The 19,691-nt window shown below is 71.8% G+C and carries 18 protein-coding genes and 1 pseudogene; 6 read left to right on the plus strand and 13 right to left on the minus strand.

Annotated elements, in window-relative coordinates:
- Nucleotides 1–128: 128 nt before the first annotated feature.
- The gene (locus ACIPFH_RS33220) at nucleotides 129–629 is read right to left on the minus strand and encodes a carboxymuconolactone decarboxylase family protein (RefSeq protein WP_401832645.1); all 501 of its coding nucleotides are present in this window, start codon (nucleotides 627–629) and stop codon (nucleotides 129–131) included.
- Nucleotides 630–769: 140 nt separating this feature from the next.
- Here ACIPFH_RS33220 and ACIPFH_RS33225 point away from each other — a divergent pair, with 140 nt between their 5' ends.
- The gene (locus ACIPFH_RS33225) at nucleotides 770–2,248 is read left to right on the plus strand and encodes a PLP-dependent aminotransferase family protein (protein ID WP_401832355.1); all 1,479 of its coding nucleotides are present in this window, start codon (nucleotides 770–772) and stop codon (nucleotides 2,246–2,248) included.
- A 539-nt stretch (nucleotides 2,249–2,787) separates the two neighbouring features.
- Here the strand turns inward: ACIPFH_RS33225 and ACIPFH_RS33230 are convergent.
- The 3 genes from ACIPFH_RS33230 to ACIPFH_RS33240 form a co-directional block, all read right to left on the minus strand.
- The gene (locus tag ACIPFH_RS33230; RefSeq protein ID WP_401832357.1) at nucleotides 2,788–3,600 is read right to left on the minus strand and encodes an SAM-dependent methyltransferase; all 813 of its coding nucleotides are present in this window, start codon (nucleotides 3,598–3,600) and stop codon (nucleotides 2,788–2,790) included.
- Nucleotides 3,601–3,766: 166 nt separating this feature from the next.
- Nucleotides 3,767–4,042: a DUF397 domain-containing protein gene (locus ACIPFH_RS33235; protein WP_356249827.1), complete on the minus strand. Its 276-nt coding sequence runs from the start codon at nucleotides 4,040–4,042 to the stop codon at nucleotides 3,767–3,769.
- Complete coding sequence (locus tag ACIPFH_RS33240; RefSeq protein WP_401832360.1) at nucleotides 4,043–4,903, minus strand: helix-turn-helix transcriptional regulator; 861 nt, start codon at nucleotides 4,901–4,903, stop codon at nucleotides 4,043–4,045.
- A 260-nt stretch (nucleotides 4,904–5,163) separates the two neighbouring features.
- Here ACIPFH_RS33240 and ACIPFH_RS33245 point away from each other — a divergent pair.
- From ACIPFH_RS33245 to ACIPFH_RS33255, 3 genes and pseudogenes are all read left to right on the plus strand, one after another.
- Nucleotides 5,164–5,865, plus strand: a pseudogene (locus tag ACIPFH_RS33245) (ATP-binding protein); the annotation flags it as partial.
- A 281-nt stretch (nucleotides 5,866–6,146) separates the two neighbouring features.
- Nucleotides 6,147–6,593, plus strand: a complete 447-nt coding sequence (locus ACIPFH_RS33250; protein ID WP_401832363.1) for a hypothetical protein — start codon at nucleotides 6,147–6,149, stop codon at nucleotides 6,591–6,593.
- Nucleotides 6,594–6,870: 277 nt separating this feature from the next.
- Nucleotides 6,871–8,736: an ABC transporter ATP-binding protein gene (locus ACIPFH_RS33255; RefSeq protein WP_401832646.1), complete on the plus strand. Its 1,866-nt coding sequence runs from the start codon at nucleotides 6,871–6,873 to the stop codon at nucleotides 8,734–8,736.
- Nucleotides 8,737–8,740: 4 nt separating this feature from the next.
- On the opposite strand, the gene ACIPFH_RS33260 is transcribed toward ACIPFH_RS33255, so the two are convergent.
- The 5 genes from ACIPFH_RS33260 to ACIPFH_RS33280 form a co-directional block, all read right to left on the minus strand.
- The gene (locus tag ACIPFH_RS33260; RefSeq protein ID WP_401832366.1) at nucleotides 8,741–8,917 is read right to left on the minus strand and encodes a hypothetical protein; all 177 of its coding nucleotides are present in this window, start codon (nucleotides 8,915–8,917) and stop codon (nucleotides 8,741–8,743) included.
- A 385-nt stretch (nucleotides 8,918–9,302) separates the two neighbouring features.
- The gene (locus tag ACIPFH_RS33265) at nucleotides 9,303–11,192 is read right to left on the minus strand and encodes an FUSC family protein (RefSeq protein WP_401832368.1); all 1,890 of its coding nucleotides are present in this window, start codon (nucleotides 11,190–11,192) and stop codon (nucleotides 9,303–9,305) included.
- A 596-nt stretch (nucleotides 11,193–11,788) separates the two neighbouring features.
- Nucleotides 11,789–12,520, minus strand: coding sequence for a hypothetical protein (locus ACIPFH_RS33270; protein ID WP_401832369.1), 732 nt, complete (start codon nucleotides 12,518–12,520; stop codon nucleotides 11,789–11,791).
- Nucleotides 12,521–12,676: 156 nt separating this feature from the next.
- Entirely contained in the window at nucleotides 12,677–13,417 is a 741-nt protein-coding gene (locus ACIPFH_RS33275; protein WP_401832371.1) for an aspartate/glutamate racemase family protein, read from the minus strand.
- Nucleotides 13,418–13,429: 12 nt separating this feature from the next.
- Complete coding sequence (locus ACIPFH_RS33280) at nucleotides 13,430–14,908, minus strand: NCS1 family nucleobase:cation symporter-1 (RefSeq protein WP_401832373.1); 1,479 nt, start codon at nucleotides 14,906–14,908, stop codon at nucleotides 13,430–13,432.
- A 153-nt stretch (nucleotides 14,909–15,061) separates the two neighbouring features.
- Here ACIPFH_RS33280 and ACIPFH_RS33285 point away from each other — a divergent pair, with 153 nt between their 5' ends.
- Both ACIPFH_RS33285 and ACIPFH_RS33290 read left to right on the plus strand, forming a co-directional pair.
- Nucleotides 15,062–15,742, plus strand: coding sequence for a GntR family transcriptional regulator (locus ACIPFH_RS33285; RefSeq protein WP_401832376.1), 681 nt, complete (start codon nucleotides 15,062–15,064; stop codon nucleotides 15,740–15,742).
- Nucleotides 15,739–16,758, plus strand: coding sequence for an endonuclease/exonuclease/phosphatase family protein (locus ACIPFH_RS33290; RefSeq protein ID WP_401832378.1), 1,020 nt, complete (start codon nucleotides 15,739–15,741; stop codon nucleotides 16,756–16,758). The genes ACIPFH_RS33285 and ACIPFH_RS33290 overlap by 4 nt, the downstream gene beginning before the upstream one ends.
- A gap of 40 nt (nucleotides 16,759–16,798) precedes the next feature.
- Here the strand turns inward: ACIPFH_RS33290 and ACIPFH_RS33295 are convergent, their stop codons facing one another.
- The 4 genes from ACIPFH_RS33295 to ACIPFH_RS33310 all read right to left on the minus strand — a co-directional run bounded on the left by ACIPFH_RS33295 (nucleotide 16,799) and on the right by ACIPFH_RS33310 (nucleotide 19,555).
- Nucleotides 16,799–17,446, minus strand: coding sequence for a uracil-DNA glycosylase (locus ACIPFH_RS33295; RefSeq protein WP_401832648.1), 648 nt, complete (start codon nucleotides 17,444–17,446; stop codon nucleotides 16,799–16,801).
- 329 nt (nucleotides 17,447–17,775) lie between these two features.
- Nucleotides 17,776–18,249: a DoxX family protein gene (locus ACIPFH_RS33300; RefSeq protein ID WP_401832380.1), complete on the minus strand. Its 474-nt coding sequence runs from the start codon at nucleotides 18,247–18,249 to the stop codon at nucleotides 17,776–17,778.
- Nucleotides 18,250–18,501: 252 nt separating this feature from the next.
- Entirely contained in the window at nucleotides 18,502–19,194 is a 693-nt protein-coding gene (locus ACIPFH_RS33305) for a class I SAM-dependent methyltransferase (protein ID WP_401832382.1), read from the minus strand.
- A gap of 61 nt (nucleotides 19,195–19,255) precedes the next feature.
- The gene (locus ACIPFH_RS33310) at nucleotides 19,256–19,555 is read right to left on the minus strand and encodes an acyltransferase domain-containing protein (RefSeq protein WP_401832384.1); all 300 of its coding nucleotides are present in this window, start codon (nucleotides 19,553–19,555) and stop codon (nucleotides 19,256–19,258) included.
- Nucleotides 19,556–19,691 lie beyond the last annotated feature (136 nt).

The raw sequence follows: 19,691 nt of genomic DNA on the forward strand, positions 1-19,691 counted from the left end.
GGCAAGGATGCCCCGGGGCGGGACGCCCGGGCCACGGGCGGGACGCCCCGGCCAGGACATCCCGACCCCGGCCGAGGACATCCAGACCCCGGCCGAGGACATCCCGACCCAGGCGGGGACGGATCGTTTCAGCGGCGCTCGTCCGTCCCCGCCACCTTCGCCGTCGCCAGGGCCACCCGGTTCCAGGTGTTGATCGTGCAGATCAGGGCCAGGACCTGCGCGAGCTCCCGCTCGTCGAGGTGGGCGGCGGCCTCGGCGTAGACATCGTCCGGGACGCCTCCGTCGGCCACCAGGGTGACCGCCTCCGTCAACGCCAGGGCCGCCTGCTCCTTCTCGGTGAAGAAGTGCCGGGCCTCGCGCCAGACGGCGACCATGTGCAGCCGGTCCTCGCTCTCGCCGGCCTTGCGGGCGTCGCTCGTGTGCATGTGGAGGCAGTACGCGCAGTGGTTGAGGTGCGACGCGCGGATCTGGATCAGTTCGACGAGCGCCGGGTCGAGACCCTCCCGGGCGGCGGCGTCGAAGCCTATGAGGGCGCGGAACGCCTTGGGGGCGGCCTTCCCGAAGTCGAGGCGGGACCGGTCGGCCGCCGTCGCCGCCACGTCCGTACCGGTCGTGTTCGTCCCGGTCATGACGGTACCGGCGGTGTCCGTTCCGGCCGTGTCCGTTCGAGTCGCGTTCGTTCGGGTCGCGTTCGTGTTCGCTCGGGTCGCGTTCGTCGTCATGCCTCTCAACCTACGGGCGGTAAAGACCCCCTGTAGGGTGCAATTTCATGGTGGATTCATGGGTCAATTCCGCGGAACGGATCGGGACCGACCTGCACGTGGAGCTGACCGGTCCGGGCGGCCGGCGGGCCGCCCTGATCCGGGCGCTGCGCGAGGCGGTACGCGGCGGACGCCTGCCTCCCGGCACCCGGCTGCCGCCGTACCGTTCACTCGCCGCCGACCTCGGCGTCGCACGCAACACGGTGGCCGACGCGTACGCGGAGCTCGTCGCGGAAGGCTGGCTGACCGCCCGCCAGGGATCCGGCACCCGGGTCGCCATGGGGGTACCGCCCACGCTTCCCTCGGGCCGACGGGCGGGGACCGGATCCCCGCGACCCGCCGGGCACCCGCCCGGCAAGGCGCCGCTACGCGCGCGTGGCCCCCGGCACGACCTGCGGCAGGGGACCCCGGACGCCTCCTCGTTCCCGCGCGCGGCCTGGCTGACCTCCTACCGCCGGGCACTACAGCAGGCGCCCAACGAGGTGTTCGGGCCCGGTGATCCCGCCGGCCGCCGGGAACTGCGGGAGGCCCTCACCGGGTACTTGGCACGCGCGCGTGGTGTGCGCACCGAGCCCGAACGCATCGTGATCTGCTCGGGCTTCGCCCATGCGCTGCGTCTGCTGTTCGCCCCGGGCGGCGGGGTCCTGCGCGGTCCGCTGGCCGTGGAGGCGTACGGCCTGGACTTCCACCGGGGGCTGCTGGCGGCGGCGGGCGTGCGGACGACTCCCCTGCCCCTGGACGCGGACGGGGCACAAGTGGACCGGTTGGCTCGGGAGCGGGCGGTCCTGCTCACCCCCGCGCACCAGTTCCCGACCGGCGGTCCCCTGCACGCGAGCCGTCGGAGCGCCGTGATCGACTGGGCACGCGCGCGTGGCGGGGTGGTCCTCGAGGACGACTACGACGGCGAGTTCCGTTACGACCGCAAGCCGGTCGGCGCCGTCCAGGGGCTCGACCCCGAGCGGGTGATCTACCTCGGCTCGGTCAGCAAGAGCCTGTCCCCCGCGCTGCGCCTGGGCTGGATGGTGCTGCCCGAGCGGTATGTCGACGCTGTCCTCGCCGCCAAGGGCGAGCGGGAGGCCTGGGCGAGCGTCCTGGACCAGCTGAGTCTGGCCGACCTCATCGAGTCCGGGGCGTACGACCGTCACGTACGGCGTATGCGGCAGCGTTACCGCGGTCGCCGGGACCGGCTGGTGGACGCCCTTGCCGCGCAGGCGCCGCAGGTCGGGGTCACCGGGGTCGCGGCCGGACTCCACGCGGTGCTGCGGCTGCCGCCCGGCACCGAGCGGTCCGTGCTCAAGGCGGCCGCCTGGCAGGGAGTCGCCCTGGACGGCCTGGCGGCCTTCCGGCACCCGGAGAGCGACATGACGACGGAGGACGGGCTCGTCGTCGGCTACGCGACGCCGTCGGAGCACGCCTACGGGGCGGCGCTGGACGCGCTGTGCCGAATCCTGCCGCCGAACACGCGGCCGGGTCCTGCCCCCGGATGAGGCAGGGACGTGCCGTGCCGGAAGACAGAGAGTGGGTTTCGGGAGGGGCGGCCGCCCGCCGCCCGTGCCGTCTCCGGCTCGAGAACGAACGAGCGACCGCCCCTGCGCCTCGCCGCACTGCTCCCCCGCACTGCTGCGCCGCTCAGGCCGTGCTCCGCGGCCGGCCTCATGGCGAAACACCGTGGGGCGCCCGTCGAACGCCCCACGGCATGTGTCCCCGGACGTCCCGGGGCGCGTGATTCCGGACCCCCACAGCATGTGTCCCCGGACGCCACACGGCACGTGGTTCCGGACCCTCACGGTCGTAGTTCCGGACCCCACGGCATATGTCCCCGGACGCCACACGGCACGTGGTTCCGGACCCTCACGGTCGTAGTTCCGGACCCCACGGCATATGTCCCCGGACGCCACACGGCACGTGGTTCCGGACCCGGCACGGCATGCGGCCACGGCATGAGGTCCCGCATCCGGCCACCGCACGTGGTTCCGAGTGCGGCCGCGGCAAGTGGTTCCGGATCCGGCGGCCGGCCGGCCGGCCGTCAGAGCTTGCGGCCCACCGCCCCGTACCCGGGGATCACGCCGTCGTCCTGTCCCGGTACCGGGTCGCCGAGCTCGGGGTGCCACTCGGGTACCACCGCGACGCCGGGTTCGACCAGGTCGAGCCCGTCGAAGAAGCGGGTGAACTGCGCGCGGGAACGCAGGGCGAGGGTGACGCCCGCCGCCTTCAGTTTGTCCGTGGCCGCGGCGGACTCCTTCGGGGAGAAGTCGGCGGTGGCGTGGGTCATCATCAGGTAGCTGCCCGAGGGCAGTGCCGCGAGCAGCCGGTCGACCAGTTCGTGGGCGCCGTCCTCGTCGGAGATGAAGTGCAGCAGGGCGACCAGCGACAGCGCCACCGGCCGGCTGAGGTCCAGGATCTTCCCGGCCCCCTCGACGATGGCGTCCGGATCGCGGACGTCCGCCTGGAGGTACTCCGTGGCGCCCTCGGGCGTGCTGCGCAGCAGAGCGGCCGCGTGGGCCAGGACGATCGGGTCGTTGTCGCAGTAGACCACGCGGGCGTCGGGCGCGATCTGCTGGGCGACCTGGTGCAGGTTGGGCTCGGTAGGGATGCCCGTGCCGACGTCCAGGAACTGCCGTACGCCGTTCATGGCCAGCCAGCGGGTGGAACGGTGCATGAAGGCCCGGTTGACTCGTGCCATCACCGGCACTCGCGGGTCGAGGGCGAGCATCTGCCGCCCCATCGCCTCGTCGACGGGGTAGTTGTCCTTACCGCCGAGGTACCAGTCGTACATCCGTGCGGGATGGGGCTTGCTGGTGTCGATCTCGACGGCTCCGGTGGGGCCCTGCCCGGTCATGAGGCACTCCGTAGGCATGAGACGCGGAAAGTATTCAAGTCAGCACCAAATTAAGGGAGTTGAAAGTTGAGAGTCGAGTGAGGACGAGAGAGTCGAGTGGGGACGAATGCGGGTGAACGAGGGCGGGCGAAGGCGAGCTGAGAAAAAAGGTGCCAGTCAGGTCCCATCAGGACAGCAGGAAGTCCGCCTCCCCCGCCTTGGCTCCCTCGATGAAGGCCGTCATCTCGTCGGTGGTGTAGATCAGCGCCGGGCCGTCGGGGTCGGTGGACTGCCGGACGGCGATCCGGCCGTCGGCGAGCTTCATCGCTTCCAGGCAGTTGCCTCCGTTGCCGCCGCTCCACGGTTTCTGCCAGCCCTCGCTGCCCAGCTCCCGGGCCGGCATGCCGTTGTAGATCCGCTGAGCGCGGATCCGCGGCCCGGACTGGGTCTTGATGCGATTCATTCACAACTCCTTGCGGAGATCCCGGAGGATCTCCTTCGTGCGATGTGCTGTAGCGGCCTGCGCCGCCATGCGGTCCATGACCTCGAGGTGGGTCGCCACCTCGGTGCGGGCGTCGAGGTAGACGGCGCCGGTCAGGTACTCGCTGTAGACCATGTCCGGAAGCTCCGGCATGGCGAATCGGAACAGCACGAAGGGCCCGTACGTGCCCGGGTGCGGCCCGTTGACGAACGGGGCGACCTGCAGCGTCACATTGGGCAGCTTCGCGGCCTCGAGCAGTTTGCCGATCTGCGCGCGCATCACCTCCGGACCGCCGACCGGGCGGCGCAGCACCGTCTCGTCCATCACGACCCACAGCCGGGGGGCGTCCTGACGGGTGAGCAGATCCTGGCGTTGTATGCGCAGGTCGACGAGGCGCTCGATGTCCTCCGGGCGGGTCTGGCCGATGGCGCCGGACTTCAGGACACCACGCGCGTAGTCCTTGGTCTGGAGCAGGCCGGGCACGAAATGGGGCTCGTACTGGCGGATCAGGGCGGCGGCGCCCTCGAGGCTGACGTGCATCGAGAACCAGCCGGGCAGGACGTCGTGGAAACGCTGCCACCAGCCCGGCTTGTTCGCGTCCTCGGCCAGCTGGACGAAGCCCTCGGCCTCCTCGTCGGTGACGCCGTAGGCCTTCAGCAGCAGCTGGAGGTACGGAATCTTGAGGCTGACCTCGGCCATCTCCATACGGCGGACCGTGGCGGGCGCGACGCGCAGGATGCGGGCGGCTTCCTCGCGCTTGAGCCCGGCGCGTTCCCGCAGGTCCAGCAGACGCCGGCCGAGGACGACCTGCCCGACCGTCGGCGCGGACCGCGGTTCGCTCACGCTCCACCTCCACGAAGAGCCCGGCCGGCCGCGGGCCCACAGGCCCCGACCCGGCCGGGCACGGAAAGAATCCCGACAGCCCTACGGCGCCACTCGATGACCTGTTCGAAAGTCTGTACGAATCGTACGGATCTTCGGCGATCTCAACTGGCGCCGTTCAACGTGCTGTTGCGAGCAGTGTGCCACGGCCCCCCACCGCGTCACACAGCACTCTGCATTTTTCAGAGTGACACTTGCCAAGTGTGCACGGCGGGGAGATAGTGGCAAGCGTGATTCCGTCCGCGCCCTTAGGAACAGACGCCGCCGCAGGCCGCCCCCAGGGTCTCGGTGCCAGCGCGGGAGCAGGCCCAGACCAGGCCGCTGCCGAGCGCCGGTTCCGATTCGAACTGGCCGCCCACCCGGGTTCCCCCGCCCAGGCCAGACGCCTGACGAGGGCCCGGCTGACCGGCTGGTCGGTGTGCGAGGACACCTGCGACACCGCCGCCCTGGTCATATCCGAGCTGGTCACCAACGCGATCGTGCACACCGCGAGCGACATCGTCGTCTGCGAGCTGCACGACGGCGACGACCTGGTCCGCATAGCCGTGCGGGACGAGGGGTGCGCGCCGGGAGAGCCTCATCCCTCCCCGCAGCGCCCCGAGGAGGAGCACGGGCGGGGACTGCTCCTCGTCGAAGCCCTCTGTCACGCCTGGGGCGCTCAGGAGCACGGGCCCGGCCTGCTGGTCTGGGCCGATCTCTCCCGCAAGGCCGACGCCGTCCCGCGCGATCCCGCCGAACCCTGCAACAGCCTCGGCCTGGACCCCGCCGAGCCGCACCACGCCGCCCTCGGTGAGCTTCTCGACACCCTGGACGAGTTCTCCGACGGCCACGCCGAGCCGCACACCGACCCGGCCGGACCCCGCAACGACCTCGGCTGGGGCTCCCGCCCCAAGCCGGAGCCGTCCGACGGCCCCGGCGACGAGGGCGAGCAGGCCGAGTCGTGGCACCGAGGGCTCCTCCGTCCGGCCGTACGACGACCGCACCCCATGCCGTCGGCCGCCCCCGTCCCCGCGGCCTCCTCCGCGAAGCCCGCACCCGCACCCGCACCCGCACCCGCACCCGACGGTCCGGCCCCCCGCGTGTCACCGCAATGGCACCGCACCCCCGGTGGCCACGGCGGGCTCGACGGCGGCCGCGACGGATGGACGGCCGGCCACTCCGTCGGCGCCCACCCACTCGAGCACGGGCGCGAGCGGGGAAGGATATGAGCGCCGTCTTTGGTCGGGCTCCGCTGCTGACCCTCGACACGCTCGTCCGTCTCAAGCGCGGGCCCCTCGGCGCCCAGGCTCCCGAACCACCGCGCCGACTGGCCGTGCCCGTCGGCATGACGGCCCCGCTGGGCTGCGACGCCGTGTCCGTCCCCGCCCGTCTCGGCCCACTGCTCATGCCGCGCCTGCCGCGCGTGGGCTGCGTCTACGCCGACGAGTCGCGCTGGTGGTGGCTGGTCCCCGCCGACTCCGACTACGCCCTGGAATGGCCCGCCCCCGCGCACTACGCCACGGGTGCGCTGCTCCCGGAGTCGCCGCAGGTTCCCGGCCTCGTCCACCGACCGGACGGCACGCTTCCGTACACCCCGCCGATCCCCCTCTACCTGGCCCTGTGCCGTCTCACGGGCACGACGCCCACCTGGTCACGGGCGATCAGCGCGTAGTCCGCCACCCCCGGGCGAGGCGATCGCGACGCCGTCCCGGCGCACGCCCGCGCGTCCTCGCTCTCCCGTCCCACGCCCTGCCCGCACGCGGCACATCCCGCGATAGTGGCCGTTCGTCGACGATCGCGATCGGGGGAGGCCGGCGGTGGCAGAGGCACGGAAGGCACGGGCGGACACGGCGCGGGAAGCGGGGAAGCCGCGGAAGCCGCAGAGTCCTGACGAGCGTGACGTGTCCGAGTCGGAGCGGCTGCTCTTCGGCGGCCCGCTCCGCTACGACATGGGCTGGAACCAGCACGGGCACGCCTTCCTGGAGCTGAACGTCCGCGCCATGGTGACCCGGCTGCCGTCCCTCCTGCGCACCAGCCTCCGTCTGGCCCGGCAGGCCGACCCGAGAGCCGCCCGGATCGTGTTGTCCGCCGAGATCGCCCGGGGCGTGGCGCAGGCGGTCGGTCTGCTCGCGATGAACAGCGTGCTGGCCCGGCTCATCACCGGCGGCCCGATCGAGGACCGACTGCGCGGCGCCGCCCCCGCCCTGGCCGTCATGACCCTCGTCCTGCTGGTCGGGGCGCTGCTGCGGGCCACGTCCACGTACGCCACCGGGCGCCTCGAGCCCAAGGTGGAGCGGGTCGCCACCGAGCTGTACCTGGAGCGGGCGGCCGCGGTCGAGCTCGCCGCGATCGAGGACCACGCCTTCCACAAGCTGCTGGACACCGCCCAGTACGGGGCCCGCTCCAGCCGGTACATGATCAGCCACGGCACGCGCGTGGTGAACGCGATGATCTCGCTGGCCGCCTCGGCCGGCGTCCTCACCGTGCTCCACCCGCTCCTGCTGCCGCTGCTGGTGACGATGACGCTGCCGAGCGCCTGGAGCGCCCTGACCAACGCCCGGCGCCGCTACGAGTCCTTCCACACCTGGGTGCAGCACGCGCGCGCGGGCCATCTGATCGCCGGTCTCCTCACCGAGCCGGCGGCCGCGCCCGAGATCCGTGTCCACGGCGTCGGTCCCTTCCTGCTCCGGCACTTCCGCGCGATGTCGGAGACCGCGGAGGCGGAGCAGGCCCGGCTGGCCCGGCTCGCGGCCCGCACCGGACTGTTCGCGGCCACCTGGACGGGCCTGGCGACGCTGGCGACGTACGCCACGCTGGGCGGGCTGCTGCTCACCGGGACGATGGCGCTGGCGGTGGCGGGCACGGCCGTCATCGCCATCCGCAGCGGCTCCGCGAGCCTGAACACCCTGGTCCTGGAGGTCAACCAGCTGCACGAGGAGGCGCTGTTCGTGGGCGACCTGCAACGGCTCTACGTGGAGGCGGCCGAACGGGCCATCCCGGTGGGCGGCGCGGCCCTGCCGGACGAGCCACGGGAGATCCGCTTCGAGAACGTCACGTTCGGCTATCCGGGCGAGTCGGCGCGTCCCGCCCTCGACGACGTCAGCCTCTCGCTCCCCCTCGGCCGGATCGTCGCGCTCGTCGGCGAGAACGGCTCCGGCAAGACCACCCTGGTGAAGCTGCTGGCGGGGCTGTACAAGCCGGATCGGGGGCGGATCCTGTGGGACGACGTGGACGCGGCGGGCGCGGACCGGCACCAGTTGGCCGAGCGCATCGCGATGGTGGCGCAGGACTTCAAGCGGTGGCCGTTCACGGCCCGGGTCAACATCGCGATCGGCCGGTCCGCCGCCCCGCTCACCGAGGAACGGATGGCCGCCTCGATCGCCGAGGCCGGCGCCCAGGAGGTGGTCGCGGACCTGCCGCGCGGTCTGGACACACTGCTGGCCCGGCACTTCAGCGGCGGTCATGAGCTGTCCGGTGGCCAGTGGCAGCGCCTCGGCATCGCCCGGGCGGCCTACCGGCGCGGGCGCATCCTGATCGTGGACGAGCCGACGGCGGCCCTGGACGCCCGGGCCGAGCTGGAGGTCTTCGAGAAGATCCGCGCGCTGGCCGACAGCGGCCAGACGGTCGTGCTGATCACCCATCGGCTGGCGTCGGTCCGGCACGCGGACCTGGTGCACGTCCTGGACCAGGGCCGGCTGGTGGAGTCCGGGACCCCCGACGAGCTGCTGGCGGGCGGTGGGGTCTACGCCGAGCTGTACACGCTTCAGGCCGAGCAGTTCACGGCGCAGGTGCCCGCCCCGTCACAGGCGGGCTGACGGCTCACCGCGCGGTGTCGCGGCCCTGGACGACCACCAGGAACGTGTCCGTGGCGAGGTCCATGACGACCTCGGCGGCCAGTCCCTCCATGCGCCGCGCGTGGGCGAACTCCTCCGCAGGCCACGAGCCCCGCGGCCCACCCGCGGGAAAGCGCTCGAGCACGGTCCGCCCGTTCACCATCTCGCCACCTCCGATTGAGCGTCGTACTTGTAGGAGTTAACGCTCTTGGAGGGTCTATCGCCTCGCCCGGTAGCCGGACTGAGACCTAGTTGACACGAGTTCAACGCGGAGTGTGAGAATCCTGTCACCTTACGAACATCTCGGGCACTCTCCGTGTCAGAAGTCGTACTCATCGTGGTAGTGGACGCGCACACCCCCTGGTGGCACCGGTGCCGTGCGGTCCAGCAGGGGCCGCCGCCGGACCGAGCCGGTCGAGCTCGCACCCGAACACCCGGTAGGTGTGGAAGACGCGGTCGGTGGGACCGGATCCGGCGACCCGCAGGAACGAGTCCGGTCGGACCACGCGCCGGTGTGGGGCGGATCGGCCGATCGGCCGACGGCGGGGCTACCCGGCCACCCGCAGATCCGGCACGGGCGCACGCAGCCCCACCCGTTCCCGCCCCGAGGCGAGTTCGCCGAGGAGTTCGGCGAGCCGCTCCCGATGCCGCGCGGTGAGCCGTCCGGTGTCGTCCAGGTGGACGGCGCAGGCGGTGGTCGTGTCGACGAGCCGTTCGAGGACGGCGGCGACCTCGTCGGTGCCCTCCGTGTGCCGCGCGAGGGCGGGCAGTTCATGAGCGGCGAGGGCGATGGCGGTACGGGCCTCGGCGAGGGCGCGGTAGGCCTCACGGCGCAGGGTCCAGCGGGCGGCGCGGTCGTCGGAGCCGTCCAGCACATGGGTGAGGTAGGCCTGCGCGGCGCCCGCGGCGGCGGCGAGCCGGGCGCGTACCTGGCCACCGCGCCTCCCCGGCATCGGCAGATGCCCGACGATCAGCACGATCGCGCAGGCCAGCAGGGTCTCCCCGATCCGGCTGGCGGAGGCCTGGGGCTCCCCGCCGACCATCACCAGCGACAGCACGAGCACGGTGACGACGGCGGTCTGGGCGGCGAAGTGCCGGGTGGACACGGGGATGAGCGCCCCGCACAGGGCGACCAGCGCCACGAGCCCCTCCGGCCGGGGCAGCACGGCGGCGAAGCCGGCGAAGAGCAGCGCCCCGAGCACGGTCCCCGCGGCCCGGCACAGCACCCGGGACACCAGGGGCCCGAGGTCGGGCTTGACCAGGAAGACGGCCGTGGCGGGCAGCCAGTACCAGTGCGTGTGCGAGCCGTACCACTGGGAGTGGTGAAGGGCCTGCGCGACGGCGACGGCGGCTCCGAAGGAGAGGCCGACCCGTAGCCCGTACTCGCGGCCGCCCGCTCCGAACGCGCGGCGCAGCAGGTCGCGGGCGGCGCGCCGACGGGTGTGCAGCTCGCCGCCGCCGCCTTGGTCGAAGGCGTCGGCGGCGTGCAGCAGCGCGTCGTCGAGGGCACGCAGCGCGGGGGCGGACCGGGAGGGCGCGGGCAGGGGACCGGTGTGGGTGTTCTCGCGTACGGCGGCGGCCAGCCGTCGGGGCCCGGCCGAGGCCCGGCCGGAGAGGGGCTCCGCGGCCCAGGCGAGCGCGGTCGCGGCCTCGGCCAGGGGCAGCGCGGCTGCGTACTGGGCATGCAGCCGCCGTTCGGCCGCGGAGCCGGCGGAGCGCCGTAGCCGGGGCCCGGCGAGAGCGTCCTGCGCGTGATCGAGGGCCGCGGTGAGCGCGGCGCGGCGGGCGGTGCCGTGCTCGGTCCCGGCGGCGTCGAGCAAATCCGCGACGGCGTCGTACACGCGAGCCACCGCATCCCGTTCGCCGTCGAACCGGAAGTCGCCGGTCAGCGCGCCGGGCGTGGGCAGGACGAGCCGCAGCGCGAGCAGCCATCCGGCCCCGGCGAGGAAGGCGAGGGCGCGCGTCCATCCGGCCTCCGGGACGGGCATCCCGGCCCCGACCGCCGACGCGACGAGCAGCTGCGTCCCGGCTCCGGAGGCGACCGGCCCGATGGCGCTCGTCCCGCCGGCGAGGAGCCCGAGCGCGGTGAGGACGGCCGTCAGCGCGAGGGCCCCGACGTGCTCCCCGACGTAGGTCCCGACGAGCAGTCCTGCCGCACCCGCGAGCGCGGGCGCCCCGAGCCGTTTGACCGCGGTCCGCCTGCTGCCGGGCCGGTCGTTGATCCCGGCGAGCATCGCGGCGATGGCGGCGACCACCCCGAGAGAGACCCGGCCGACGAGAACGGACACGAGGAGCAACGGCCCGGCGGCCAGCGCCCCCCGCGTGACCGCGCTCCAGGGCACCGGCCCGCGCTGGGCGCGCAGGGCGTGGGTGAGCCAGGGCGGAAGGGCGGCGAGGGAGGTGAATGCGCGAGCGGGAATGTGCGGGCGCGGTGACACGGAGCTCCTGTCGGGCGAGGGCGGGGTCTGCCTTCGGGCGACGATGGCCGGGGCGGTCAGCTGTGAGCTGTGGTGTCCACGGTACGGGGCGGTCTTGGAGAGGTTGGGACGGTTACGTTTCAGCGAGGTGACGCCTGGCCCGAATCCCGCGTTCTTTATGAACGCAATGCCGTCCGGCTTCATTTACGCACTGTCGTCCGGCTTCGTGAACGCGATGCCGTCCGGCCGCTCTCACGGCTCGAACGGGAGCGGGACCGGGGGCGTAGCCTGCCCCCGGCCCCTGTGGAGCCGCCCATGTCGCACGCCGGCGCATGTGAGGACCCAGGTCAGTCGTGATGTCGTCGCGTCCTGCCTTTGGACCACCGCGCATCGAGCTGCGCGGGCCGGACTTGAACCGGCAATTCGACGTCCTGGGGCCTGGGCCCGGTCGCTCCGGCGATCGGCGGCGAATGCTGAGTCTGGAGCGAGAGTCTGAGATTCATCGCGATCCGTCCCTGAACTGCTCGGCGGGTACGGTTCGCTCGTCACGACAAGCTTCAGCTTCAGTTTGCGCTCCTCGCGCACCCCGGTCCCGACGGACCGGGGAGTCTCGAAGGCTACCCGAACAGATAGCCGAACACGGCGTCACCGACCCGCTGATCGACGACATCGGCGCCGTTCGCCTCCTCCCGGGCGAACTTCACCGCCTGCTGCACCTTCTCCAGACGCGCCAGAATTTCGTTGACACGGCGGGCGGGAAGGGCTCCCGAGAACTTCACGGTCGTCCAGTGACCGACCGGCACATCCTCGTAGTACACCTCGACCTGGGCCGGGTGCTTGTCGGTCGCCTCCGCCTTGACATGGTTGCGCGGCACCTTCCTGGTGCGCAGCGTCCGTACCGGCTCGGTCTTCCAGGCGTCGGTGGACGGGTCCTGCGCCCAGGACTCGGAGGCGTCGAGCACGGGCAGCTTGCGGACGAAGGCGCTCAGGTCGACGAGCTGCTTCTCGAGGAAGAGCAGGTAGGACACCGGCACTTCGGCGACGAGGACACGGCCGTCGACCGTCACGTCTGCGCGGGCGGTGCAGTTGGCCCAGTCCTTCGTGGCGGTCACGTCGAACAGCCGGGTCAGGGTCGCCGCGGTCTCGCGCAGCACGTCCTCCGCCTTCACCTGCACCCGCGTCGACTCGGGCGGCAACTGCTCGCCCTCCTCGTCCTTGGGCTGGTAGGTCCGCGAGATGCCGGCGAGCAGCGCGGGCTTGTGGAGGCCGTGCTGAGCCGTGGTCAGGTCCTGGTGGGCCTTGGACTTGATGCCCTTCTCGACCGCGATGATCTGATTGAGTTTCGCCACGACGGAGACGGTATCGGCTGCGACACCGGCACCCCAAAGGGTTATTGACCGAACCGACGCCGGGCCTATCCATCAACGGACGTCCACCCCGGAGCGATTGTCAGAGGAACGCGCTCCGCGGGCACCGGGACGTGAGGGAATCGCCTTGATCCTGCCTCACCTCTCGTGGGATTCGCCTCCCGACTGCTCGGCCCGCCACGACCTCCGCTTCGGCACCGGCTTCGCGAAGCTCCCCGCCCGGCTGGTCGTCAGCCCCAGTCCGACCAGCCCCTCAGCCAGCTTCACCGCCGCGCCCACCCCGTCCACGACCGGAAGGCCCAGCTTGTCCCCCACCATCCGCTCCAGCCCCGTCATCCCGGCACAGCCGAGGACCAGCACCTCGGCCCCCGCCGCCCGGGCCCGCTCGGCGGCCGCCACGAACGCCGCCTCGGCGCGGTCCCGGTCGCCCAGATCGAGGACGCCGAGCCCGGTGCCGACGACGGCGGCGCAGTTGCGGCCCACCCCGGCCAGCTCCAGGCTGTCCTCGATCTGCCCGCAGGACCGCTCCAGTGTGGTGACGACGCCGTACCGGCGCCCCAGCAGACAGGCCAGATGCGCCGCCGCCTCGGTGATGTCGACGACGGGCACGTCCACCAGTTCCCGGACGCCCTCACGTCCGTGCTCACCGAAGCCGGCCATGACGACGGCGTCGTAGGGCGCTCCGTCGTAGGTCCGCAGCGCGTCCATGACCGCGGCGGCGGAGAGATAGCTGTCGAGCCAGCTCTCCGCCGACTCGGGCCCCCAGACGGGGGTCATCCCGGTCACGGTGGTGCCCGGGCCTGCCACGGCCCGGGCACCTCGCACGATCTCCTCGGTCATCTCCTGCGTGGTGTTGCAGTTGGTGACGACGATCCGCACGCTCCGCACTCCTCAGACCTCCACGACCTTCTCGGCGGCGACCGCGGAACCGGCTGTCCGCTCACTGCGGCACAGGAGCACGTACAGGCCGGCCCCGAGGGCCGTCCCGATGAACCAGGAGTACGGCGCCACATCGCTGAAGGTCTTCACCAGAGCGAGCACCGCGGCGACCGCCGCGGAGGGGAGGAACGCCCACAGCGCCTTGGGGTTGACGCCCTTGCGGTAGTAGTAGCGGGAGCCGGGGGTGGCGTCGAACAGCTCGTTCACGTCGACGCGGCCACGCTTGACCCAGTAGTAGTCCACCATGATCACGCCGAACAGCGGGCCGAGGAAGGCGCCGAGACCGCCGAGGAAGTAGTTGACGACCGTGGGGTTGGAGAACAGGTTCCACGGGGTGACCACGAGCGCCGCGACCGTGCTGATCATGCCGCCGACCCTGAAGGTGATCTTCTGCGGCCAGACGTTGGCGAGGTCGTAGGCCGGGGACACGAAGTTGGCGACGATGTTGACGCCCATGGTGGCGATCGCGAAGGTGAGGGCGCCCAGGACGAGCACCCAGGTGTTGCCGACCTTCGCGACCAGTTCCGCCGGGTCGGTGATGGCCTCGCCGAACACCTCGAGCGAGCCGGCGGTGACGATCACGGACACCACCACGAACGCCGTCGAGTTGAGCGGCAGTCCCCAGAAGTTGCCGCGGCGGACCGTCCTGTAGTCCGGCGCGAAGCGCGAGAAGTCGCAGAAGTTCAGCATCAGCGTGCCGTAGGTGGCGAGGATCAGGCCGATCGCGCCGAACCACTGCCGCCACTGCTCCCCCACGGAGACCGGGTGCGGGGTGGAGGTGAGCGAGATGGTCCAGCCGGCCTTGGACAGCACCCACACCGCCAGCGCGATCATCACCAACCAGATCGCCGGGCCGCAGAAGTCCTGGAACTTGCGGACGGACTCCATGCCCTGGCTGATGATCATCGCCTGGATCAGCCAGAGGGACACGAAGGAGACCCAGCCCAGCGCGTCGAGGCCCAGGAAGGAGCTGTGCGTCCAGGACTCCATGCCCGGCCACGCCGCCAGCAGCATCACGTTGACGGCGACGGAGGCGAGGTAGGTCTGAATGCCGTACCACATGATGGCGATCACGGCCCGGATGAGGGCCGGGACGTTGGCCCCCCAGACACCGAAGCTGATGCGGCTGACCACCGGGAACGGCACACCGTGGCGCTGGCCGATCCGGCCCATCCAGTTCATGCCGATGTAGATGAGCACGAAGCCGACGAGGAGGGACGTGAAGATCTGCCACACGTTCATGCCGAGGACCAGCAGTCCGGCGGCGAAGGTGTAGTTGCCGAGGTTGTGGACGTCCGACATCCACATGGCGAAGAGGTCGAAGACCTTCCAGTTCCGCTTGTCGGCGGGCGCGAGGTCTTCGTTGGTGAGCCGGGGGTCGGGGACGAACGCTGGTGCGCCGGTGGCTTCGGCGCTGTCGGCGAGGGACACGGGGCCTCCATGGGCGAGGGGACGGAGGAGGACTACTGACCGGATCGTTTGGTATACCAAACTGCGGACATGGTCCCGTCGTCAAGCGTTCTGACCGATGTCCGACCCGTTACAGCTCCGTAAAAGCCCCCTCGGATCGGCGAGGATGGGCCCATGACGAAGATCGAACCTCTCGGAGCGGTGCGCGAGCGCGTCCTGGGGGCCCTGCGGCAGGAGATCATCGCCGGCAGGCTGCGTCCCGGCGACCGGCTCGTCGAACGTGAGCTCGCCGAGCGGTTCGGCGTCTCCAGGGTCCCGGTCCGGGAAGCCATCCGGGCACTGGTCGCCGAGGGCTTCGTCCTGTTCGAGACCCCGCGCCGTACGGTCGTCCGACCACTGAGCCCCACCGACGTGAAGGAACTCTTCGAACTGCGCGAGGCGTTGGAGGTGTACGCGGCCGGGCTGGCCGCCGCCCGAGCGACCCCGGAGGACCTCGCCGAACTGAGGGAACTCCTGGCGAGCGCGGCGAGCGCCACCGACGCCGGGGACGCCGAGGCGATCACCGACATCAACACCCGCTTCCACGACCGCCTCCTCGCCATGGCCGGCAACACCCTGCTGATCTCGGTCATGGAACCGGTCGCCGGCCGCCTGCAATGGCTCACCCGGCGCAACGAGGAATGGCCCCAACTCCTCACCGAACACCAGGAGCTCTACGACGCCATCGCCTCCGGCGACCCCACCCGCGCCCGCACCCACGCCCTGAACCACGTGCAGGCCAACCACCGCTCCACGGTGCGACATCTGTTCGACGATCCGAACCACCCGGACACCCGTGCGGACGGGAAGCCATGAGTGAGCGGGACACCGGTGCGGCGGCGGTGAAGGCGGCAGCACCCCCGGAAACAGGGCGGTGGTCCGCAAGGGGGAACGCGAGCGGCCTCTCGTCGTGGACGCGGGGGCGGGTGCTCGCCGCGTCGGCGGTGCCGACCGCAGTGCTGCCGGCGTTCCACCGGCTGGTCCCGAACACCCCCGGACACGTGGGCAGTCTGCTGGAATCATTCCTGCCCTGGTCCGGTCTGGTGATCACGGTGCTGCTGGGACTGGCGCTGCTGCGCCGATCGGCTGTCGCACTGGTGGCCCTGCTCCTGCCGGTGGCCGCCTGGACATACCTCTTCGGCGGGCTGCTGCTGCCCGGGGCAAAGCCCGGTGCGCACGACCTGGTCGTGGTGCAGCACAACGTCAGCGACCAGAACACCGACCCCGCGGGCACAGCCCGCACCCTGGCCGAAGCGGAGCCCGACCTCATCGGCCTGGAAGAACTGGTGCCCCCGGCGCTGCCGGTCTACGAAAGAGTCCTCGCCCCCCGCTACCCGTACCACACGGTGGAGGGCACCGTCGGACTCTGGTCGAAACGCCCGCTCACCGACGTCCGGAAGCTGGACATCAAACCCGCTGGGATCACAGAACCCTGGAGCCGCGGGCTACGGGCCGTGGTCCGCACTCAGCACCGTGAGATCGCGGTGTTCGTCGCGCACCTGCCCTCGGTCCGCGTCCACGCGTCCGGCCTCGCCTCGTCCTGGCGCGACGAAAGCGCCGACCTGCTGGGCAAGGCAGTCGCCGCCGAGAAGCTGCAGACGGTGATACTCCTCGGCGACTTCAACAGCACGGTCGACGACCGCGGGCTGAACCCGCTGACCTCACAGATGAACGTGCCGGCACGGGGCTTCGCCTTCAGCTTCCCCGCCGTCTTCCCACTGGCCCGGATCGACCAGATCATGGCTCGCTCGGCGCCCGTCGGTCACATCCGCACCCTGCCCTCTACCGGAAGCGACCATCTCCCGGTCATCGCCCTCGTCACACTGGGCTGAGGGAAGCCCCGGGCCACAAGCCCGCGCCGATGGCCGGCGCTCACGCCACCCCCGAAGCTCCCGCAGCCGTGCGCAGTACATCCCGCAGCATCTCGGGGGTGAGCCGGCCGGTGAAGGTGTTGCGCTGGCTGACGTGGAAACAGCCGAAGACCTCGAGTCCGTCGCCGCCGTCCGGCCCGTCGAGCGGCACCCGGGTTCCGTGCGCGAACGCGGGCCGCGGCCTCGGCACGACCCACCCCGCCTCGGCGAACGCGGGCAGCGCGGCCTGCCAGCCGAAGGCGCCGAGGACGACGACCGCTCGCAACGTCGGCCGCAGCAGCCGCAACTCCTGCACCAGCCAGGGCCGGCAGGTGTCCCGCTCCCCCGGGGTCGGCTTGTTGGCGGGCGGCGCACAGTGCACGGGCGAGGTGATCCGCACGCCGTACAGCTCGAGCCCGTCGTCGGCGGAAACGGCGGTGGGCTGCGAGGCGAGCCCCACGTCGTACAACGCCTGGTACAGCACGTCGCCCGAACGGTCCCCGGTGAACATCCGGCCCGTACGGTTCCCACCGTGCGCGGCCGGGGCGAGCCCGACGATCAGCAGCCGCGCGTCGGACGGGCCGAACCCTGGAACGGGTCGGCCCCAGTACGTCCAGTCCGCGAACGCCGCCCGCTTGGTACGGGCGACCTCCTCGCGCCAGGCCACCAACCGAGAACACGCCCGACAGCCCGCGACCCGCCGATCGAGCGCGGCGAGAGCGGAGGCGGCCGAGCCGGAGGCGTCTGAGCCAGAGGCGGCCGAACCAGAGAGGGCCGAGCCGGGGAGAGCGGAGCCGGAGAGGGCCGAGCCGGCGGACGCGGAGGGGGAGGCTGCGGAGGGGGAGGCTGCGGGGTCGGAAGGGGCGGAGGTGGGGGCGGAATCGGTGGGGGCCTTGGAGGCGTCCATGTGTCCACCGTAAGACCGCACCGGATGGATCCGAGCCGGCTGGGTCAAGCAGCCGGGGGCCCCTCCCCCTCCCCTCCCCTCCCCCCCGCCCGTCATACCCCTCGCCGTGCCAGCCGCAGCAGCTCCGCGTTCGACTCCCGTCGCTTCCAGGCGATGAGCGCCAGTGGCACGAGCAGGACGAGCGGCGTGGCCGCGTTCTGGCCGTCGAAGTCGACCACCTGGACGACGAACGCCCCCACCATCAGCGCCCCCAGCGCCACCGCGGCCACGGACTGGAGCACCGGGACGAGCAGGGCGACCGCACCAGCGAGTTCCAGGGCACCGATGGCGTACATGCCCCCGCTGCCCCAGCCCATCTTGTCGAAGGCCTCGGAGGCCGACGGGTGCGCGATCAGCTTCGGCAGCGCGCTGGCGATCCCGTAGAAGAGCGCGAGGAGCACCTGCAGGCCCCTCAGAGCGATCCGAGCGCGGCGGCGGCGTGTGATCGCGGACGCTGAAGCGGACGGGGGCGCTGCCGCGGCGGCAGCGGAGTGGGTGGCGGGGAGGGGAACCGTGGTTTCGGACATGAGGGTCTCCTGCGGTGAGCGGTCCGTCGTGCTGTCAGGAAGGTGGACCGTCCTCCGACAGCAAACTCATCGCAGCCCGCCGGGTCTTTTCACTCCTCTGCCCTTGTCCGTCCGCCCCACCCTTGTGCCCGTGGCCCTCGGCCTTCGGCCCTCGGTCCTCGCCCCTGCCCCCGTCCCCTCCCCCGCCGTGCGCTCCCGTCCCCGCCGTGACCTGCCTCCCCCGCCGTCCCCTTCCCTCCACACTCCCTCCCCCTACGCCGTCACCGGTACGGCCGGCACCACCTTCACCCAGATCCGGTCCTCCGTCAGATAGCGCTCCACCCTCAGGCCCGCTTCCGCCAGTGCCTCCTCGAACTGCTCCTTGGTCAGGGGGCGGGACCGGAAGGTCTGGGTCCACACCGCGTCCGGGAAGACGTACTCCGCGCGTACGGAGTGGGCACCGTCTCCTACGGGCTCGGACGAGACGATCCTGACCGTGAAGCCGCTCGGGTCGACGCGTTCGCGCGGCACGGTGGAGTGGTAGTCCTCTCCTTCTCGTTGGATGAGCACGCACCCGCCCTTCGCGACATGCCGTGCGCAGGCACGCAGCATCCTTCGCCGCACCTCGACCTCCCCGGTGTGCACGAGGAACGAGGCGAGCATCACCACGTCGAACGTCTCGCCCAGGGCGAGATCTTCGATGGGGCCGCATATGGTGCGTGCCCCGCGGACGCGCTCCAGCATGTCGGCGGACTCGTCCACCGCCGTGACGGTGAACCCGCGTTCCAGCAGGGCATGGGTCACGCGGCCGACCCCGCTGCCCAGCTCCAGGATGTGTGCGCCTGCGGGCACCGCCGCGGCGATGACCTCCGGCTCGTTCCCCACCGGAAGGCGCGAGTACAGCTCGACCGCGCAGCCGTCCGGGGTGATCGCACCGGGGCCTGTTCCCTCGTATCCGTCTCGCATTTCCATCCTCATGCCAGTCCAACGGCCAGCGCTCGTACGGCCGTTCCCGGTCCCCGCCGGTTCACCCGTTCGAGGGACGGCCCTTCTGTTCGAGCTGTGGAGGAGGCGAGATCACCGGCTGTCTGCGGCGCCTACAGCGCGAATGCCGGTGCCGGGCGACGCCCCGGCCGACATCGGCGAGCGTGCGTCGGGTGATCTCGTCGGGGATGTTCCGCTCACGGTGGTGGGCCCGCACGTCAGGCAGCGCGGCGACGAACACGTACAGCGGGAAGAAGCGCGCCGACGGTCCGGTCGCACCGAGAGGCACCGGGAGGCACCGGGAGGCACCGGGAAGTCGAACGTTCCCGCGGATCTCTCCCATCCCCCGGACGAGGGCAGCCACCGTGTCCTCGGGGAACCGCCGTGTGCCGTGTCACCCGACAGCGGCCGGCTCAGCCGCACGGCTTCGTCGATGTCCTGGTGGGGTACCCCGAGGTCGAGGAGCAATCGGCCGACTC

Source organism: Streptomyces sp. NPDC088157 (assembly GCF_044741545.1).
Classification (GTDB): domain Bacteria; phylum Actinomycetota; class Actinomycetes; order Streptomycetales; family Streptomycetaceae; genus Streptomyces.